At 55.8% G+C, this 18,639-nt stretch carries 17 protein-coding genes; 11 read left to right on the top strand and 6 right to left on the bottom strand.

All coding sequences use genetic code 11. The annotated features are described in order from the left end of the window. Window positions 1-141: 141 nt before the first annotated feature. The gene (locus GT409_RS05175) at window positions 142-1,623 is read right to left on the bottom strand and encodes a mannonate dehydratase (protein WP_160627602.1); all 1,482 of its coding nucleotides are present in this window, start codon (window positions 1,621-1,623) and stop codon (window positions 142-144) included. A 128-nt stretch (window positions 1,624-1,751) separates the two neighbouring features. On the opposite strand from GT409_RS05175, the gene GT409_RS05170 reads away from it, so the two are divergent. The 10 genes from GT409_RS05170 (at window position 1,752) to trpC (ending at window position 11,867) form a co-directional block, all read left to right on the top strand. Beyond that, a complete protein-coding gene (locus GT409_RS05170) occupies window positions 1,752-2,822 on the top strand; it encodes a sugar kinase (protein ID WP_160627600.1) in 1,071 nt (356 codons plus the stop codon). Between the two features lie 30 nt (window positions 2,823-2,852). Beyond that, entirely contained in the window at window positions 2,853-4,304 is a 1,452-nt protein-coding gene (gene gnd / locus GT409_RS05165) for a decarboxylating NADP(+)-dependent phosphogluconate dehydrogenase (RefSeq protein WP_160627598.1), read from the top strand. Window positions 4,305-4,376: 72 nt separating this feature from the next. Next, window positions 4,377-5,663: a lactate racemase domain-containing protein gene (locus tag GT409_RS05160; RefSeq protein WP_160627596.1), complete on the top strand. Its 1,287-nt coding sequence runs from the start codon at window positions 4,377-4,379 to the stop codon at window positions 5,661-5,663. A 144-nt stretch (window positions 5,664-5,807) separates the two neighbouring features. Continuing rightward, window positions 5,808-6,419, top strand: coding sequence for a guanylate kinase (gmk, locus tag GT409_RS05155; RefSeq protein ID WP_160627594.1), 612 nt, complete (start codon window positions 5,808-5,810; stop codon window positions 6,417-6,419). 123 nt (window positions 6,420-6,542) lie between these two features. Further along, a complete protein-coding gene (locus tag GT409_RS05150) occupies window positions 6,543-6,995 on the top strand; it encodes a histone H1-like repetitive region-containing protein (RefSeq protein WP_160627592.1) in 453 nt (150 codons plus the stop codon). Window positions 6,996-7,129: 134 nt separating this feature from the next. Beyond that, window positions 7,130-7,585, top strand: coding sequence for a transcriptional regulator NrdR (gene nrdR, locus GT409_RS05145; RefSeq protein ID WP_160627590.1), 456 nt, complete (start codon window positions 7,130-7,132; stop codon window positions 7,583-7,585). Continuing rightward, window positions 7,582-8,247 (top strand): hypothetical protein, encoded by a 666-nt coding sequence (locus GT409_RS05140; protein WP_160627588.1) that lies wholly within the window; start codon window positions 7,582-7,584, stop codon window positions 8,245-8,247. The genes nrdR and GT409_RS05140 overlap by 4 nt, the downstream gene beginning before the upstream one ends. 101 nt (window positions 8,248-8,348) lie before the next feature. Beyond that, on the top strand, window positions 8,349-9,941 hold the full coding sequence (lnt, locus tag GT409_RS05135; protein WP_160627585.1) for an apolipoprotein N-acyltransferase: 1,593 nt from the start codon (window positions 8,349-8,351) through the stop codon (window positions 9,939-9,941). After that, window positions 9,934-11,052, top strand: coding sequence for a peptide chain release factor 2 (prfB, locus tag GT409_RS05130; protein WP_160627583.1), 1,119 nt, complete (start codon window positions 9,934-9,936; stop codon window positions 11,050-11,052). Before lnt ends, prfB begins: the two co-directional genes overlap by 8 nt. Continuing rightward, window positions 11,052-11,867 (top strand): indole-3-glycerol phosphate synthase TrpC, encoded by an 816-nt coding sequence (trpC, locus tag GT409_RS05125; RefSeq protein WP_160627581.1) that lies wholly within the window; start codon window positions 11,052-11,054, stop codon window positions 11,865-11,867. Before prfB ends, trpC begins: the two co-directional genes overlap by 1 nt. On the opposite strand, the gene GT409_RS05120 is transcribed toward trpC, so the two are convergent. Then, window positions 11,864-12,688 (bottom strand): ion transporter, encoded by an 825-nt coding sequence (locus GT409_RS05120; protein WP_160627579.1) that lies wholly within the window; start codon window positions 12,686-12,688, stop codon window positions 11,864-11,866. The two genes, trpC and GT409_RS05120, sit on opposite strands and share 4 nt — an antisense overlap. A 62-nt stretch (window positions 12,689-12,750) precedes the next feature. On the opposite strand from GT409_RS05120, the gene GT409_RS05115 reads away from it, so the two are divergent. After that, entirely contained in the window at window positions 12,751-13,602 is an 852-nt protein-coding gene (locus GT409_RS05115) for a M90 family metallopeptidase (protein WP_160627577.1), read from the top strand. Here the strand turns inward: GT409_RS05115 and GT409_RS05110 are convergent. From GT409_RS05110 to GT409_RS05095, 4 genes are read right to left on the bottom strand one after another with little or no spacing between them, the layout of a single operon-like run. Continuing rightward, window positions 13,599-14,849 carry a hemolysin family protein gene (locus tag GT409_RS05110; RefSeq protein WP_160627575.1) on the bottom strand — a complete coding sequence of 417 codons (1,251 nt, stop codon included), beginning with the start codon at window positions 14,847-14,849 and terminating at the stop codon, window positions 13,599-13,601. The genes GT409_RS05115 and GT409_RS05110 overlap by 4 nt on opposite strands. Next, window positions 14,850-15,311: an rRNA maturation RNase YbeY gene (gene ybeY, locus GT409_RS05105; protein ID WP_160627573.1), complete on the bottom strand. Its 462-nt coding sequence runs from the start codon at window positions 15,309-15,311 to the stop codon at window positions 14,850-14,852. Next, complete coding sequence (locus GT409_RS05100; RefSeq protein ID WP_160627571.1) at window positions 15,238-17,577, bottom strand: HD family phosphohydrolase; 2,340 nt, start codon at window positions 17,575-17,577, stop codon at window positions 15,238-15,240. Before GT409_RS05100 ends, ybeY begins: the two co-directional genes overlap by 74 nt. Window positions 17,578-17,598: 21 nt before the next feature. Continuing rightward, window positions 17,599-18,543, bottom strand: coding sequence for a PhoH family protein (locus GT409_RS05095; protein WP_160627569.1), 945 nt, complete (start codon window positions 18,541-18,543; stop codon window positions 17,599-17,601). Between the last annotated feature and the right edge of the window lie 96 nt (window positions 18,544-18,639).

Genomic DNA, 18,639 nt, shown 5'->3' with positions numbered 1-18,639 from the left:
AAAACCGGCCGCGCCGTTTCCGAACATTGGAAAAAATATATACACGGTTTTTCCAAAGGTTGGAAAAACAAACCGCCGTTTTTCCCGTCTCCGGGAAATTGGGGGATCTGTTTGCTCCAGGTTTGGAAAATCTGTGCGCGCCTATGCAATAGGCTGAGCGCAGACGCCTTCTTCGCCGTAGGCGAAGGGGATTTTGATGAAGGCGATCTTGCGGGCGACTTTGTCGACCTCCGCCTGATGGGCGGCTTCGAGGGCGTCTTCTTTCAGTTCCATATTTCCGCCGCTGGCTTTGATGGCCGCTTCGACAACCCGGAAGCGGGTGGTCTTGATGATTTCCGCCATCTCAAAGAGGCCGAGCAGCAGGTTGGCGCCGTAGCCGCGGCCGATCACATCGTAGCCGGGGCGGCCGAAGCCGTGGTCGGAGCTCGGGGCGTGGTCGGGGCGGAAAACGCCCTGCCATCCGAGGTCGACGAGGGTGTGAACGACTTTGGCGAGCTCTTCGCGGTGTTCGGCGTGATGGCCTTCGCGGAAGTTCTTGCCGTCGGTCTCGATCGGCCGCAGGTGAATGTGCGGGAAGATTTCATCGATGCTCATCCCTTTGGCGAGTCCGTATTCGGCGATTTCGCGGATGGCAATGGTGATGTCGCGGTTCTTTTCGTTGGCCATCAGCGAGCCGATACAGAAGTTTGCGCCGCAGCCGTGGTCGAGCAGGAATTTGTAGCCTTCGGCGCTGCCGACGGAGCGCGGAGTTCCGAGGAACGGGGTAAAAGCCGGGTCATCGGAGTGGCAGCAGAGGCGTACTCCGGCGGCTTTGGCAACGGGGACGGTATGATCGAGAAAATAGGCGATGTGTTCACGCAGATCCTCTTCGCTCATGTTTTCATATTTGGAAACGGCGGCGCGGAAGTCGTTGAGCGTAAAGCCTGCCTGTGCGCCGGGCAGGCCGGCGGTAATCATTTTTGCAAGGTCCTCGCGGCGCTGCGAATCGTTTTCGAGGTACTGCTGCCAGTAGTGTCGGGCCTCTTCGATTTCTTCGGCGGAGAAGGAGCCGTCGTCGATGTAGGCCTGTTCGGTTTCGTGACGCTTCAGCAGGTAGATATCGAAAGCGGCGAAGGCGGCATGGACGTATTTGAGACTTTTGGATCCGTCGGGCAGGGTGGCGATGCCGGTGCGGGTCCAGTCGGCGACGAGCATGAAATTGCCGACAACGTTGCAAACGCCGAAACGGCCGAGGTTTTTCAGGCTTTCGTTATAGTTGGCAATGTGACGGTCGCGGTCGGGGCTTCCGTTTTTAATGTCTTCGGTGAAGATCAGGCTCTCAGCAGTGTCCCAGATGAGTCCGCTTGGGGTTCCGTTTTCCTTGTACCATTTGAACAGTGCCATGCCGCTCAGGTCGGCGGGTGCGGATTCGTTCGGCAGGAATTCCACTTCAATTTTGCGTTTGGCCACTTCTTCTTCGGTCCAGACATCGCCGGCCGGAATGTGGTGCAGCGCGCTGATGACGTTGGTGACGCCGGGCGTCTGACGAATGTGCTGAATGGTTACAGTGTCTTCAGGACCGAACCAGCGCATGCCGGCGCGGACGCGTTCGCGGTTCCAGTTTGTATTAAAAATTTCACTCATGATATTTCCCCCGGGTTTTAAATGGTCGTGAAATATGATGGCTCCCGATCACAAAATCAAACGATTTTGTGTTAAAATTGCTTGTCTCAAACATTTGAGATAGTATCTTTTTCTGCAAGGAGGCTTAAATGATCGAGACGTCAAAAAAGTATTCTTTGTTAGTTCCAACCAGTATGGGAGTCCGGTTAACACCGGTTGGATCGCAGCCGTTCCACTGCAGTGACAGCTTTAAGATGCAGGCGACCAGCGCGGAAAGTAATGTGGCCAGTGTGGCCTCTTATCTCGGCATGCCGGTCAAAGTGCTGACGGCGTTCGTGAAGGGCAGTCCGGTTGCGCACTTTATTAAGGATAATCTCGGAAGCCGCCGCATGGACTTTGAAGGGCCGGAATTCGAGCAGGGCGACCCGTGGGGATTTCGCCATCAGATCAATATGGCCGACAGCGGCTGGGGCTCGCGCGGACCGCGCGTGCAGAATGACCGCGCCGGCGAAGTCGGCCGAGAGCTGTGCGTCGACGACTTCGACCTCGACCGCATCTTCGGCGAAGAAGGCGCAGAGATCGTTCACCTGTCCGGACTGATTGCCGCGCTTTCTCCGAAGACCAGTCAGTTCTGCCTCGATATCGCCCGCGTCGCCAAAGAAAACGGATCGCTGATTTCGTTCGACCTCAACTACCGGGCCAGCTTCTGGAAGGGACGCGAACAGGAACTGTCCGAAGCCTTCGCGGAAATCGCGTCGCGCGCCGACATCCTCATCGGGAACGAAGAAGACTTCCAGCTCTGCCTCGGCATCCAGGGGCCGGACGCGGGAGGAGAGGGGCTCGACGTAAAGATCGACGGCTTTAAGGAAATGATCGGCCGCGCGCAGGCGGCTTATCCGAATGCAAAATATTTTGCAACGACGCTGCGCGAAGTGATCTCCGCCAACACGCACTTGTGGGGCGCGCTGGTTACCGATTCCAAAGATTGGGAAATCATCAAGCCGCGCGAAATCGGCGTGCTCGATCGCATCGGCGGCGGCGACGGGTTTGTCGGCGGGCTGCTTTACGGCATTTTGAAAGGCTGGGATGTGCAGAAGTGCGCCCGCTTCGGTTGGGCCAGCGGCGCGCTTGCCGCAACCATGCTGACCGACTATGCTCAGCCCGCAGATGAAGAACAGGTCTGGAGTATTTGGGAGGGCAATGCCCGCGTCAAACGATAGACGGAAATTTAGAACAACGAGAGGTACAACATGGCAAAAGCAGATATTGGATTGATTGGATTGGCAGTGATGGGCGAAAACCTCGTCCTCAACATGGAAAGCAAAGGCTTCACGGTGGCGGTCTATAACCGAACGGTGGAGAAGGTTGATAAATTTGTAAACGGACGCGGCGCGGATAAAAACTTTATCGGCTGCCACAGTATCGAAGATTTTGTCGCTTCGCTCGAACGCCCGCGCAAAGTGATGATGCTCGTTAAAGCCGGCGCCGCGGTCGACGCGCTGATGGAACAACTGATGCCTCACCTCGAAGAGGGAGATATTCTGATTGATGGCGGCAATACCCATTTTCCGGATACCATCCGTCGCGCCGAGCTGGCGGAAAGCAAGGGCCTGCTTTATATCGGAACGGGTGTGTCCGGCGGTGAAGAAGGGGCACTGCTTGGCCCGTCCATCATGCCCGGCGGATCCCCCGCCGCGTGGGAGCATGTAAAACCGATCTTCCAGAAAATTTCCGCTCACACCGAAGCCGGTGAACCCTGCTGCGACTGGGTGGGTGACGGCGGTGCCGGACACTTTGTGAAAATGGTTCACAACGGCATTGAGTACGGCGACATGCAGATGATCTGCGAGACGTACCAGATGATGAAAGAAGGGGTCGGCCTCTCCAACGAAGAGATGCACGAGGTCTTTGCCGAGTGGAACGAAAGCGAGCTCGACTCCTACCTCATCGAAATCACCCGCGACATTCTCGGTTACAGAACCGAAGACGGCGAAGCAACCATCGATGTGATTCTCGACACCGCCGGCCAGAAAGGAACCGGAAAATGGACGGCCGTTTCCGCTCTCGATCTCGGTCAGCCGCTCACGCTGATCGGAGAAGCGGTTTTTGCCCGCTGTCTGTCCGCGCTCAAAGACGAGCGCGTTGAAGCATCGAAAGTACTCTCCGGCCCGGGAACGAAATTTGACGGCGACAAAGCCGCGCTGGTTGCTGATCTTAAGCAGGCGCTCTACGCTTCCAAAATTGTTTCCTACGCGCAGGGCTACCAGCTCATGCGCGAAGCCGCCAAAGAATACGGCTGGAAGCTCAACAACGGCGGCATCGCGCTCATGTGGCGTGGCGGATGCATCATTCGCTCCGTCTTCCTCGGCAAGATCAAAGAAGCGTTCGACAACGATCCGGATCTGGTCAACCTGCTTCTCGATCCGTTCTTCAAGGACGCGGTTGAAAATGCGCAGGCCGCATGGCGTCGAGTCATCTGCAAGTCGGTTGAGCTCGGGATCCCGATGCCGGCGATCACCGCTGCTCTTGCTTATTTCGACGGCTACCGCTCCGCTCGTTTGCCGGCCAACCTGCTGCAGGCGCAGCGCGACTACTTCGGGGCGCACACCTACGAGCGCGTCGATAAGCCGCGCGGCGAGTTCTTCCATACCAACTGGACCGGCCGCGGGGGCGACACTTCGGCCTCAACCTATATCGTGTAAAAATAAACCACTGATCTTCACGAATCCGCACGGATGATTCGTGAAGGTTGGTGACAGGGAGTGGTTAACAATATGATCAGTCGATTTGGTGAAGATGTTTCGATCACGACGGCGGAGCTTCGCGAGCTGGTTTTCCAAACCCTGGAAGCAACGTTTCCAAAGCTTGGAAAAAAAATACTGATTCTGCCGCCGGACCACACGCGACTGAACTCGCAGGCGGGGGCGATCACGGCGATGGTGTATGAGAAGCTCACCGCCGACGGGGTGCAGGTCGATATTCTTCCAACCCTTGGAACGCACAATGCGATGACGGAAGCGCAGCTTCGCATGATGTACGGCGAGACGATTCCGCTCGACGCGTTCAAGGTGCACGACTGGCGCGGCGGCATCGTTCGTAAGGGCGAGGTGCCGGGTGAAATGCTTGCGGAGCTGTCCGGCGGAAAAGTGGACTATTCGGTCGGTGTCGAAGTCAGCAAAATGCTGTTCGACGGCTACGACCTGATTCTGTCGGTCGGCCAGATTGTTCCGCATGAAGTGGTTGGCATGGCCAACTACACCAAGAACATTGTCGTTGGGGCCGGTGGCGCGGACATCATCAACAAATCCCATTTTCTCGGTGCGGTTTGCAACATGGAGACAATTCTGGGGCGTGCTGATACGCCGGTGCGGAAGCTGTTCAACTATGCGGTTGATACCTACCTGAGCGATCTGCCGATCACCTACATCCTGACGGTTGTTGAACAGGATTATGATTCCGGCGAGATGCATCTCCGGGGCTTCTATGCCGGTGATGATGAGAGTGTATATCACGAAGCATGCGATCTGGCGCAGAAGGTGAATATCACGCTGCTCGACCGCGAGCCGAGCAAGGTGGTCGTCTATCTCGATCCACACGAGTTCCAGAGTACGTGGCTGGGTAACAAATCCGTTTACCGAACCCGCATGGCGATTGCCGATGGCGGCGAGCTGGTCGTTCTGGCTCCGGCGTTGAAGGAGTTCGGCGAGGATCCGACGATCGATAAGCTGATTCGCAGGTTCGGGTACAAAGGAACTCCGGCAACGCTGAAGGCGGTGGAGGAAGATGAAGAGTTGCGTGGGAACCTGAGCGCAGCGGCTCATCTGATCCATGGTTCATCGGAAGGCCGTTTTTCGATTACCTACTGTCCGGGGAAAGGCGGCTTAACGCTTGATGAAATTCGTTCAGTTGGTTTTAACGCGGCTCCGTATGACGAAGTTGCCGCGCGCTATAATCCGGATGAGCTGAAAGACGGATGGAACACGCTGCCGGATGGAGAAGAAATTTTTTACATCAGCAATCCTGCTCTCGGACTCTGGGCATACCGTTCGAAATTTGAATAGTACTGCTGAGTTTCCTGAGATGTTCGAAAGTCCGGTGTTTTTGTCCTCGTGAAGGACTGCGCTTCAATTCAGCGGACTTTCAGCCGTTGGAAAACTTTTTTCATCGCTGTTGCCATAGGGCGATCGGTATGAAAAATTGCCGACATGACAACAGAAAAAAATAACGCACTGCTCCTTGTCGTCTCTGCTCCATCCGGAGCGGGCAAGTCGACAATTTGCAATCGACTGGTTGAAACATTCCCGGACATGATCTATTCGGTTTCGTGCACAACACGTGCGCCTCGCGGTGAAGAAAAAGATGGAGAGCACTATCATTTTCTTTCCAGGGATGAATTCATTAATCGTGTGAATGCCGGTGAATTTCTGGAGCATGCCGAAGTGCATGGGAATTTATATGGAACGCTCGAGAGCACGGTACGCAGAGCTCTGGATGAAGGTTGCGATTTAATCATGGACATCGATGTGCAGGGGGCGGCTCAGATCCGCGCAGCCTGTGCTGCCTTGTCCGAAGATGACCCGCTTCGAAAACGTTTCGTTGATATTTTCATCGCGCCGCCATCGCTTGAGGAGTTGGAACGCAGGTTGCGCGGACGTGCAACAGACTGTGAAGAAGTGATTCAAAAACGGATGTTCAATGCGATGAAAGAAATGGAGCAGAAAGATGATTATGCGCATCTTATTATTAACGACAACCTGGACGTTGCGTTTGAAAAATTCGTGAATGTTGTTTGCATGGAACGCCAAAAGCGTGATTAAAAATGTGAGTCTTTACACGAAAGGTTGTTGCAACAAAACCAGTTAATGGTTATATGGTTGCCTACGCCTGTCTCATACAAGGCAATAAGTTGAGGTTAACCCAAACGCAAGAAGGAGGCTGATATGGCAGCTAAGAAAAAAGCGGCGAAGAAGAAAGTCGCGAAGAAAAAAGTAGCGGCGAAAAAAGCGCCTGCGAAAAAAGCCCCGGCGAAAAAAGCCCCGGCGAAGAAGAAAGTAGCGAAAAAAACTCCGGCGAAAAAAGCTCCGGCGAAGAAGAAAGTAGCGAAAAAAACTCCGGCTAAAAAGAAAGCTGCCAAAAAAGCCCCGGCCCAGAAAAAGGTCGCGAAAAAGACAGTAGCGAAGAAGGCGCCTGCGAAGAAAAAAGCAGCGGCCAAGAAAGCACCTGCTAAAAAGACAGTAGCGAAGAAGGCGCCTGCGAAGAAAAAAGCAGCGGCCAAGAAAGCACCTGCTAAAAAGACAGTAGCGAAGAAGGCGCCTGCGAAGAAAAAAGCAGCGGCTAAAAAGGCTCCGGCCAAGAAAAAGGTTGCTAAGAAAAAAGCCGCTAAAAAGAAATAATCCGAATGGATTGCTTTGATGGCCAGCCCCGGATTTCCGGGGCTGTTTTTTTTATGCTTTCGCTGTTTTTGATTTTCTTTTCCTCTGGTGGCGGGCTATTCTCCGGCATTTAAATAAGCGGAGAGTCGCTGTCTATGAAATGTCCAAAATGCGAGCATCGGGAAAATAAAGTAATCGACAGTCGTGAGGTGCGCGAAGGCGCAGCCATTCGCCGGCGTCGTCTCTGCCTGAACTGCGGGCATCGCTTTACCACGTACGAAGAGGTTATGCGCGCTGCGTTGCAGGTGATTAAACGCGATGGCCGCCGCGAGGTTTTTGTTCGCGAGAAGCTGATGCAGAGTCTGGTGATTGCCTGCCAGAAACGTCCGATCAGTGTCCAGCAGATCGAACAGATGGTCGGAACGGTCATCAGCGAAGCCGAATCAGAATATGAGCGCGAAATTCCTTCCACAGCAATTGGAGCGAAGGTCATGAGTATGCTCGAAAAACTCGACGAAGTTGCCTACGTTCGTTTTGCCTCTGTGTATCGCCGCTTTAAGGACGTTAGCCAGTTCATGAACGAAGCCGAAAGGTTGATTGGCCGCGAATGATCGATCAGCAGGCAGCCTGGTCCCGGTCTTCCCGCCTTCTGTGGGCGGGACATCTTCAGCGCCTTTTCGAAACGCTGGAGCTTCAGGAGCACCGGGGAGCTGCCGAAATTTCACAAAGCCTCGCTGCATTCTGCGAACAGCATTCCCACATGTCTGATTCAGCGCTTTCTCTGCTGATGGCCCGATCATTCTGCGCAACAGGGGATCGGGATGCTGCGATCCGCATCTTACAGCATGACCATGTGCATCGCCCGCATACCGATTTGTGGGTGGATGTGCTTTCGGCAGAGTATCCGTTTCCCGAACTCTACGCTCTGTTCAGCTCTCGCGTGCTGCGGCCGTTCCGGCTTGCAACCGTCGGCAGGCAGGCGACCTGGATCCTCGATCTTGGTCAGATTCGTCTTCCCGAGGCCGCCCGGCACGAAATCATTTTCCTGAAGACACTGCGGGTGCTGACGGAAAAGATTTCCAATGTTTGGAAGAAACCGAATGGGCAGGGGACCCTCGTGGTCAAAGGCTGTCCCCGGCTGATGGGGTTTGTTCAGCCGATGTCCGGATGCAGTCCATCGGAAATCACCGGCTATATTCAGGATGTTCTCTGCGGGTGTGCCCGGCGAAACCGGTGGGCTTCGGTTCCTTCGGTCCTGCTGTTAGACCTCTGACGCCGCTGAATCGGTTTCTGCGGTTTATGATTGGCGATTGAACGTTTGATCGTACAATCAGTGCTTATTTTTCAAACGCTCAACCAACCAACCCGGAAAAGATGATTTCTCGAACAAAGCAGAAAAAAGGACTGCCTGACTCGACCACAAAACGGCTGCGGCCTGCCGCCGCGGTGGTGTCCGGCATTTTGATGTTTATGAGCTTTCCGCCGCACGAAACCGGATTCTTCGGTTGGATTGCTCTGGTTCCGTTGATCATGGCTTGTGCCGGTGTGCCGCTGCGCCGTGCGGCATTTCTGGGCTGGCTGGCCGGCGCTGTCTTTTTTGTTGGAAGCCTTTACTGGCTGCGACATGTCACCTGGGCGGGTTATCTGTCGCTCTCGCTTTACAGCGCGCTGTATTTTATCCCGTTTGCAATGCTGACGTCGGCGCGCCCGGGTGGGTGGAGCACCATGAGCCGGTCGGCGAACATTGGATGGATGGCCGCGCTGGCCGCTGTATGGGCTGCGTCGGAATACCTGCGGTCCACTCTGATCACCGGCTTCCCGTGGAATCTGCTGGGCGTCAGCCAGTACGCGCAGATTTCACTCATTCAGATTGCCGCGTGGGGCGGGGTGTATCTGCTTTCTGCGCTGATGGTGTTTGTGAACGCAGGCGTTGCTGTAACCCTTCTTCAATATGCGTCCGGTCGGCGTCAGACCGGATACAAAATGCATATTGAGTTCATGGTCTCAATGTTTGTGCTGGCTTTTGCCTCCTCGTACGGCCTGCGAGTGCTGCTGTCCAAGGAAGCTCCGGCTGATAACACCATTCATGCCGCACTTATCCAGCCCAATATTCCAGAGGTTGGAAACTGGGAGATGGCCGATCCGGAACTGATTTACGACCGGCTCGAAAAGCTGACCGATCTGGCAGTTCGCACGCCTGAGCTGGATTTGGTCATTTGGCCGGAAACAGCGCTGCCCGATTTTGTTCGCTATAGTCAGCGTTCCGCCGAAATGGTCCAGCGCTTCACCGCCGAAGGCGTGCCGCTTCTCGCTGGAAGCATGGATATGGAATGGCTCGAAAACGGCGATCAGGCGTTCTACAATTCCTCCCTGCTGTTCAACAACCGTGGAGAGCTGCTCGACATCTACAGCAAACAGCACCTTGTTCTTTTCGGTGAATATATCCCGTTCGAAGAAAAAATCGCTTTCATCAATGCGCTGACTCCGATCGAATCCAGTTTCTCGCCCGGCAAAGAAACGACGCTTTTCAACCTGCCCGGCAATCCGTATGCCTTCTCGGTTCTGATTTGTTTCGAAGACACACTGCCGTACCTCTCCCGCCGCGCCGCCCGGCAGGGAGCCTCCTGGCTGATCAACCAGACCAACGATTCCTGGTTTGATCCCGACTGCGGTTCTGTTCAGCATTTGGCCCATGCCGTGTTCCGTAGCGTCGAAACCCGCCTGCCGATGTTTCGCTGCACCAATACCGGCGTCACCTGTGCGATCGACTCCAAGGGCCGGATTCATAAAACTCTCGAACCGCGCACGCAGGGATTTCAGGTCGCATCACTGCGTCCGGCTGACGTCGGAATGCCCCCGACCTTCTACACCCTTCACGGCGACCGCTTTGCGCAGGCTTGCCTGCTCGCGTCCGGTGCGCTATTTATTTCTCTCCGCTTTAAATCCCGAAAGATTTCTCATGCTTGAAGAACTGAAACCCCACATTGTCGTCCTTCGTGAACGCCTGACCGAAATGAAAGGCTATCTCGGAATCGTTGAAAAACGCGCCGCCCTCACAGCGCTCGAAGAGCAGGCCGCCGCGCCCGGCTTCTGGAATAACCAGACCGCCGCCAACGAGAACATCGCCACCACCAAGACGCTCAAGACTGTTCTCGATCCCTATTCCGAATTCGAAACTCTGGTGGACGATGCCGAGGTTCTGTACGAACTCGCCGAGGCCGAAGATGAAGCCGGCCAGCAGGCCGCGGAAGCGGATATTGAAACCATGCTGGCCGAAGGTGAAAAACTTTTCCAAACCTTGGAAATGCAGTCACTGCTCGGCGGCGAAATGGATCCGCGCAACGCCTACGTCAGCATCAATGCCGGCGCCGGTGGAACCGAAAGCTGCGACTGGGCCGATATGCTCAGCCGCATGATCACCCGCTACGCCGAACACCACGGCTTTAAAGTGGACGTCATTGACCGCCAGCCCGGTGATGAAGCCGGTTTAAAGAGCATCACGTTCCAGATTTCCGGTGACTACGCCTACGGCCGCCTCAAAAGCGAGCGTGGTGTTCACCGCCTTGTGCGCATCAGCCCGTTCGACTCCGCCTCGCGCCGCCATACCTCCTTTGTCGCGCTCGACGTCACCGCCGAGCTCGACGACGACATCGATATCGAAATTGCCGACAGCGATGTGCGCGTTGACACCTACCGCGCCAGCGGCGCCGGAGGGCAGCACGTGAACACCACCGATTCCGCCGTCCGTATGGTCCATATCCCGACCGGTATTACCGTGCAGTGTCAGGCCGAACGCTCGCAGCACAAAAACCGTGATAAAGCCATGAAGATGCTCAAAGCCAAACTTTATGAGCACGAACTCGACAAACAGCGTACCGCCACTGAACAGCTGTACGGCGACAAAGGGGAAATCGCATGGGGCCGCCAGATCCGTTCCTATGTCATGCAGCCCTACACCATGGTCAAAGACCATCGCACTGACGAGCAGACAGGAAACGTACAGGCCGTTCTCGACGGCGCCATTGATCCCTTCATTCAGGCATATCTCAAAATGAAACAAAAAGAGGCCGCGAGCTAATGGATATCCTTTCTGAAATTGTAGCGAACAAACGTGTTGAAATTGAGCAGCCCGATTATTTCCAGACATTGGAAAAGGTCGTCGATGAGCTTCCACACGTTGGAAACACCTGCGACGCGTGCGACGGCAAGCCTGCCCGCGCCGCAACACCGGATTTTATCGAGGCACTCACCTCCGCTCCGATGGGCCTGATCGCCGAAGTGAAACGGCAGTCGCCTTCCGCCGGAGCGATCCGCGTTCCTTTTGAACCGGCCGAAATTGCCAAAGCCTATGAGGCGGCCGGCGCGCAGGTTGTTTCCTGCCTGATGGATAAAAAATATTTCGGTGGCGGCGAAGATCAGTGGGCCGCAGTTCGCGCGGCAACCAAGCTGCCGATGCTCTACAAGGAGTTCGTCATCGATCCGCGCCAGATCTTTCATGCTGAAGCGCTCGGCGCCTCCGCTGTTTTGCTGATTGTCGCCGTGCTGACCGATGAAGAGCTCACTTCTTTCATTCATCTCGTGCAGGCCTGCGGCATGACCCCGCTGGTCGAAGTGCATACCGAAGAGGAAATGAAACGCGCGGTCGCCGCCAACGCCAAATGCATCGGCATCAACAACCGCAATTTGAAGACCTTTGAGACAAAAATCGAAACGACGCTGGCTTTGCGCGAGCTTGCACCGGCCGATTGCACTCTCATCAGCGAGAGCGGAATCCGCACTGCCGATGATATCCGCACGCTCAAAGACGCCGGCATCGCCGCCGTTCTCGTCGGCGAAAGTCTCCTTCGCCAGCCCGACCTCGAACAGGCCGTCAAAGATCTGATGGCTGTTTAGGCAAGGGTCGCCCCGCAGTGTTTGCAGTGCGCGGCGTCAGGGTCGTGGTCGGAAGTGTTGCAGGCCGGGCAGATTTTTGACAGTTTTTTGCGAACGGCTGATGCGCCGACTTCCGCCGAGATGATTCCGGTGGGAACGGCGATGATGCTGTAGCCGATGATCATGATGAAGGCCGCCAGTGTCTGTCCCAGCCCGGTTTGCGGGGAAATGTCGCCGTAGCCGACGGTGGTCAGTGTGACGATAGCCCAGTAGATGCCGACCGGGATGCTGGTGAAGCCGTGTTCCGTACCTTCAATGACATACATCAGTGAGCCGAGAATCACGACCAGCGTCAGTACGGTGAACAGGAAGATGCCGATTTTGCGGCGGCTGGCAGTCAGCGCGTTCAGCAGCAGGTCGCCGTCATTGACATACTGCACCATTTTCATGACGCGGAAAATGCGCAGCATTCGCAGGATGCGGATGACGTCCAGAAAGCGCGTTCCCGGAATAAACAGGCTCAGGTAGGCCGGAAGCACCGCCAGCAGGTCCACGACGCCGAAAAAGCTGCGCGCATAGCGGACCGGGTTTCTGGCGCAGTAGAGGCGCAGGCCGTATTCAACCGTAAACAGCAGGGTAAACAGCCAATTGATTCCGGTCAGCCAGACCCCATACGTTTCGTGAACAGACTGCACGCTGTTCAGGATCGTTGCCGTAACGCTCAGCATAATGGCCGCAAACAGGGCGACATCGAACAGCTTGCCGCCGCGCGTTTCAGCTTCGAAAATAATTTCGTACAGTCGGTTTTGTTTTGCGGACCGCTTGGGAATCTTGTTTTGCATGCTGCGACGCTACCCCTTCGTTCTCTCTTTTTAAAGTCTCCTCTTCTGGATAAGCTGTCGCTATGAATATATCTTTATTTGTTGCTCTGGCGGTCATTGCTGTTGTTGTGTCTGTGCTCCTCCGTCAGGGAAAGCTGCGCCGTGTCCGCACGCTGCGTGCAACTCCTCCTCCGGAAACATGGCAGCCGATTCTGGAGCGGAATTTTACGGTAGTGGCGCGCCTCGCCGAAGAACAGCGCAGGCAGTTATTCGGGTATATGCAGGTGTTTCTGGATCGGATTCGTTTTGAGGGCTGTGGCGGACAGGAAATTACCGAAGAGGTTAAAATAACCATCACGGCTCAGGCTTGCCTGCTGCTGGTTGGCCGCGAACAGAAGGTTTATCCAAAACTGAAAACGGTTCTGGTCTATCCGCACACCTATCAATCCGGCCAGCGCGGAATGTTTGGCGGTGACAACGGGCAGGGCACGCGCCTCGGTGAATCCTGGGGCTGCGGTGTGGTTGTGCTTTCATGGAACAGCGTACTCGGCGGAGCCCACAATTTGGAAGACGGGCATAATGTAACCATGCATGAGTTTGCTCATCAGCTGGATCAGGTTGACGGCGCCGCCGACGGAGCTCCAATTCTTGGAAGCCGTTCCGCCTATGTCAGCTGGGCAAAAGTTCTTTCGGCAGACTATGACCGGCTTCGCAGGGAAACCGCGCGGGGCAAACGCGATGTGCTCGACAGCTACGGCGCCACCAACCCCGGCGAATTTTTTGCAGTCGCCACCGAAACCTTTTTTGAAAAACCCCGGCAACTGCAGAAAAACCATCCTGAGCTTTTCGAAGAACTGCACGCCTACTACAAAGTCAATCCGCTCGACTGGCTGACCGTGAAGAAGCACATAGACGCTACTAATAAAACAAGTTAATCGGCCGGCGGGTTGGGTTTGATGAGCAGGGTGTGGATGCGGCGCTGGGTGGCGTGCTGGACGGTGATTTTGAGATCGCCGGAGGCGAGGGTGTCGCCGGCTTTTGGAATATTGCCGAGTTCGGAAAGGACGAAGCCGCCGATGGAGTCGTACTCATCGCTTTCGGGAATGTTGAGGTCGAGTTCTTCGTTGAGGTCGTCGACGGCGAGGTTGGCTTTGACGAGGATGGAGCCGTCAGGGCGTTTCTGGATATCTTTTTCGGCGTGATCGTATTCATCGCGGATTTCGCCGACGAGTTCTTCGATGATGTCTTCCATGCAGACGATGCCGGCGGTGCCGCCGTATTCATCGACGACGGCGGCCATCTGGAAATTCTGGACCTGCATCTGTTTGAGAAGATCATTGATGGGCATGGTTTCAGGGACGACATTCATCTTTTTTGTGATGTCGGAAACGGAGCGTTTTTCCTGATCCTGCGCGACGAGGCGGAGCAGGTCTTTGACATGGATCATTCCGAGGATGTCGTCGATGGTTTCATGATAAACCGGAAAGCGCGAGTGGCGGGAGTGTTTGACTTTGTCGATGCATTCATCGCCGGTCATGTCATCTTTGATGCCTTCGATGTCGACGCGCGGCGTCATGATTTCACGCACGACGGTTTCGCCGAATTCAAAGACGCTGCGGATGATGTCGCGCTCTTCTTCTTCGAGTTCCTCTTCCGCCGATTCTTCGACGAGGGTCATGATTTCCTCTTCGGCGGTGGGGCGGTCATCTTCGTCGGAGGATGAGAGGGCGTGTGCGAGGAGTCCGCGTTCCATGGCGTAGATGGGCCAGACGATGGGGGTGAGCAGGCGGGTGAGCCCGATGGCCAGCGGAAGGAAGGTGAGCGACAGGCGGTCGGCGTAGCTTTCCGCCAGCACGAACGGGATTACACGGATGAAGACCATATAGAGAATGGCCATGATCAGCAGCAGTCCGATCCAGTGAAGCGGCGTTGAGAGCGGAAATGTTTTGAGGGCCAGCCCGGCGGCGCCGAGTTCGAAGAGGGTTAGGCAGAAACGCAGTGTGGTGCGCAATAGATTCCAGCGCGGCGCCCAGGTGGCGAGCGATTGTTTGGCATCCGGTTTTTTTTCACTCAGACGGGAAATACCGGCATTTCCGCTTTCGCGGAATGCGGAAAACAGGACGGCCCAGAAACCGGCGGTCAGCAGCGAAACAAGGCTGTATGCAAAAAACTCTGTATTCATTTATTTCAATATCAGATTTTTAATTTCTGATTGCAATGCCGCAAGCCAGCGCTTTTCGGTGCGCCGCATGGCGGCGCGTTTCTGCGGAGTGTTGTCGTCGGCTCCGGACAGGTGGTCGAATCCGTGGGCGATGTAGAGTGCGAGTTCGGCGTCGGGGCCGTCGTGTGCGGGGCCTTCGCGCAGGGCGCATTCGACGTTCACAATCAGGTCGCCGGTTGTGCCTCCTTCGCCGGGGACAGGTTCGCAGCGGAAACTGATGACATCGGTGGGGCGGTTTTTCCCGAAATATTCCCGGTTGGCGGGAATGATGCCGTCATCATCTGTCAGCAGTACGGAGACTTCGCTCCATTCTGTATCGGGATCTGCCTGAACGAGGCAGTCGGCCAGCTTATTTGTCAGTCGGCGGAGTTTCGGAAGGTTTATCCGAATTCCGGTCTGATTGTTTATCAGTGTTGTTTTCATCTTTTGGATAGGCGACGCGGCCGTGGAGCATGTTGGTCAGCGAAAAGACAAATGATTCTTTGATGGTGTGAAGTTCGGCGAGGGTGAGGTTGCATTCGTCGAGCTGGCCGTCGCGCAGGCGGGAGTCGAAGATGTCGCTGATGAGGTTGGAGATTCGAACCGGCGTCGGTTTGTCGAGTGAGCGGGAGGCGGCCTCGCAGGAATCGGCAAGCATCAGGATCGCCATTTCGCGATTCTGCGGGCGCGGGCCTTCGTAGCGGAAGTCCTCGTCGTTGATTTTGCTGGAGGCGGAACCGTCGGCTGCCAGTTCTTTCTGCTGCTGCGTTTTCGCGCGGTGGTAGAAGACGGAGACGAGGCTGGTTCCCTGATGCTGTTCGATGCCGTCGATGACCACCTGAGGCAGCTTATGCTTTTTGGCCAGTGTGACGCCTTCCTTAATGTGAGAAACAATAACGAGGGTGCTCATGCTGGGCGCGAGGTCGTCGTGCGGGTTTTCAGTGTACTGGATGTTTTCACTGAAAAAGCCGGGTTTTACGAGTTTTCCGATGTCATGGAAGTAGGCGCAGACGCGCAGCTGGAGCCCGTTGGCGCCGATGGCTTCGGCGGCGTTCTGGGCGAGGCTGGCCATCATGAGGGAGTGGTGATAGGTGCCGGGCGCGTTGATGGCCAGGCTTTGCAGCAACGGATGGCTGAGGTCTGAGAGTTCAAGCAGGGATATATCGGTGGTGACGTTGAACAGATGTTCAAACACCGGAATCAGCAGAGTTGCCAGCAGGGCGCTGACCAGGCCGCTAACGAGGGCGGTTCCAAGCTGCGTCAGCAGTACCCACCAGGACGGCTGGTTTAAAACCGCCAGAACCAGAGCAAACAGCATTTTAACGGCTCCGACCCACAGTCCGGCGCGGAGCAGGGTCGACCGGCGTTTGACGTCGCGCGTCGTGTAGACAGCGGTTACGGTTACCAGCAGTCCGAGTACAAACACCTCAAAGCTGTTGTCCAGCAGAGCGGCCAGGGCGAAGCTCGACCACAGGCCCACCAGAATTCCGGCGGTTCCGCCTGCCAGGACGGATGCCAGAATGATGGCGATGCCCGGCGGAACGAGGTAGTCGATGACGGCGGGGGAAAGAAGCTGCAGGTTTACGGTCAGGTAGAGGAAAAGCTTTCCGAACAGCATGGGAAGGAAAGAGAGAATCAACAGCAGAAGCGCTTTTTTCCGGCTGCGCAGCAGTGGACGGGAAATGATTCCGGCGATCGCGACAGCGAGCCCCATGCCGAGCAGCAGTAACAGTCCCCGCGCGGCAAGGCGCTGGATGCGCTCCGCGGGAGTTTCAAGTTCGTTCAGTCTCTGTTCGTGAGCTGCCAGCCAAATCAGGGTCTGTTCACTGACCGGGTCGCCGTCTCGAATGAGAACAGTTCCGCCGGCGACCGGTTCAATCACCGGGTCGATCAGTTCCACGGCCTGTTTTTTGCGCGCAGCAGTTTCTGCTGTGTCGTAGATGACATTGGCACGCAGCCATGGAGACACCAGTGTTTGAATTACCTCTTCATCGCGATACTCGCGCGGCAGCTGCTCTGCGATAGAACGGACTGCATTCTGCAGGGCGGTTGACTGGAGAGAGAAGCTGTCGAGCGGCCGGATGGTTTCGGTTTTTCCGCTTTTAACGGCGACGTTGCCGTGTGCGACAATGCCGTTGAATTTGCTTTCCAGGTCGGCTTCGGTAACCACTCCGTTATCAAGCGGACCGGTCAAAGCTTGGGTCACCACCTCTTTAAGGTCGATGTCTTTCGGTGGAATAATTCGCAGAAGCTCTTCGGGAGTCAGGGAAATTGCGTATTGATCCAGCCGTTCTGCGATCAGGTCGCGAATCAGCGCTTTGCGTTCCGGATCCTCGGTCTCCGGCAGTGAGCGCAGACGCGGGAGCAGTTTGATGAGAGCCTGTCCGGCGCGCTCGAGATTGGAATGATCCACTGTGAATACCGGCAGGACCTGTTCGGCCTGCTCCCGCTGTTTGATTTGTGTGGCGGAAAGTGTTTCAGCATTAAAATCGACAGAAGCCACGATCGTGTCCGGGGCCTGCTGTCCGAGAATCAGTTTCTGCGGGCGAACCAGGCGGCCGCTGTAGAACAGCACGACCACTGCGAGCCAGCACAGAACGGCAACCAGCAGGTTGAACACCGGCAGGCGCTGGCGGTTCTTGCGCGCGGTCACATCTTTTGTGGCAGCAACACGGTTCTTTACTTTTTTGGGAGAACGCTTTCGCTTCATGGTCGGCCTCTTTTCCGGGTGTTATACCCTGTGGCGGCGATAGGCACGGATGATTTCCTGGACCAGCGGATGGCGGATTACGTCATCATCCGTTAGTTCAACAAAGGCTAAATCATCTATTTTCTGAAGAGCAATCGATGCCTCCAGGAGTCCGGAGTTTTTTTTGTCCGGCAGGTCAATCTGGGTCGGGTCGCCGGTAATTACGGCCTGTGCATCGAACCCAAGGCGGGTCAACAGCATCATCATCTGCTTGGTGGTGGTGTTCTGGGCTTCGTCGAGAATGATGAAGGCGTGGTTCAGTGTTCGCCCGCGCATGTAGGCCAGCGGCGCGACTTCGATGACGCCGCGCTCCATCAGTTTTTCGATTTCTGCCGCAGGCAGCATGTCGTGGAGCGCGTCATAGAGCGGGCGGAGGTATGGGTCAATTTTCTGTTGCAGGTCGCCGGGGAGAAAACCAAGGGCTTCGCCGGCTTCAATCGCCGGACGGGTCAGGATGATCCGGCTGACGTCATCATTCAGCAGGGCGGAGATGGCCGCTGCCATTGCCAGATAGGTTTTGCCGGTTCCGGCCGGACCGAGACCGAACGTGACGGCGTGGTTCCGAATGGCGTCGAGATAAATCTGCTGGCCGAGCGTCCGCGGAAAAACCGGGGGCTTGCGCGGGCTGACGTCGATCCGCATTGAGGCAAAGGTTTTCAGGACGTCCTCGCGACCGTTTACAAAAGCATTCAGTGCGTGATCCATCAGCGCTTTATTCAGTGGCAGACCGCGTTCGCGGGCAGCGCGCAGCTCCTCGAAAAAACGGGCGGCATCTTCTGCGCGCGCGCCTTCGATCTTGAGCCACGTGTCCCGAGCCGTCAGCGATACGTCGAACAGCCGTTCCACATCCGCAACAGTTTTTGCAGAGAGGTCGGTGAGGTCAGACGCCTCGCGGGCGTTATCAAAATGAATCGTCAATTCGTTCATTGGAGACACGAATTTACGATTTTTCGGTAGATCGGGTCAATTTCAAAGCCGCTGTCCTGACTGTGGAAACTCTGGGCTGTATTTTGCAAGGGAGAT

Source organism: Tichowtungia aerotolerans, assembly GCF_009905215.1.
GTDB classification, from domain to species: domain Bacteria; phylum Verrucomicrobiota; class Kiritimatiellia; order Kiritimatiellales; family Tichowtungiaceae; genus Tichowtungia; species Tichowtungia aerotolerans.
Note: the sequence above shows the minus strand (reverse complement) of the source record. Positions and strands in the feature narration are given on the sequence as shown.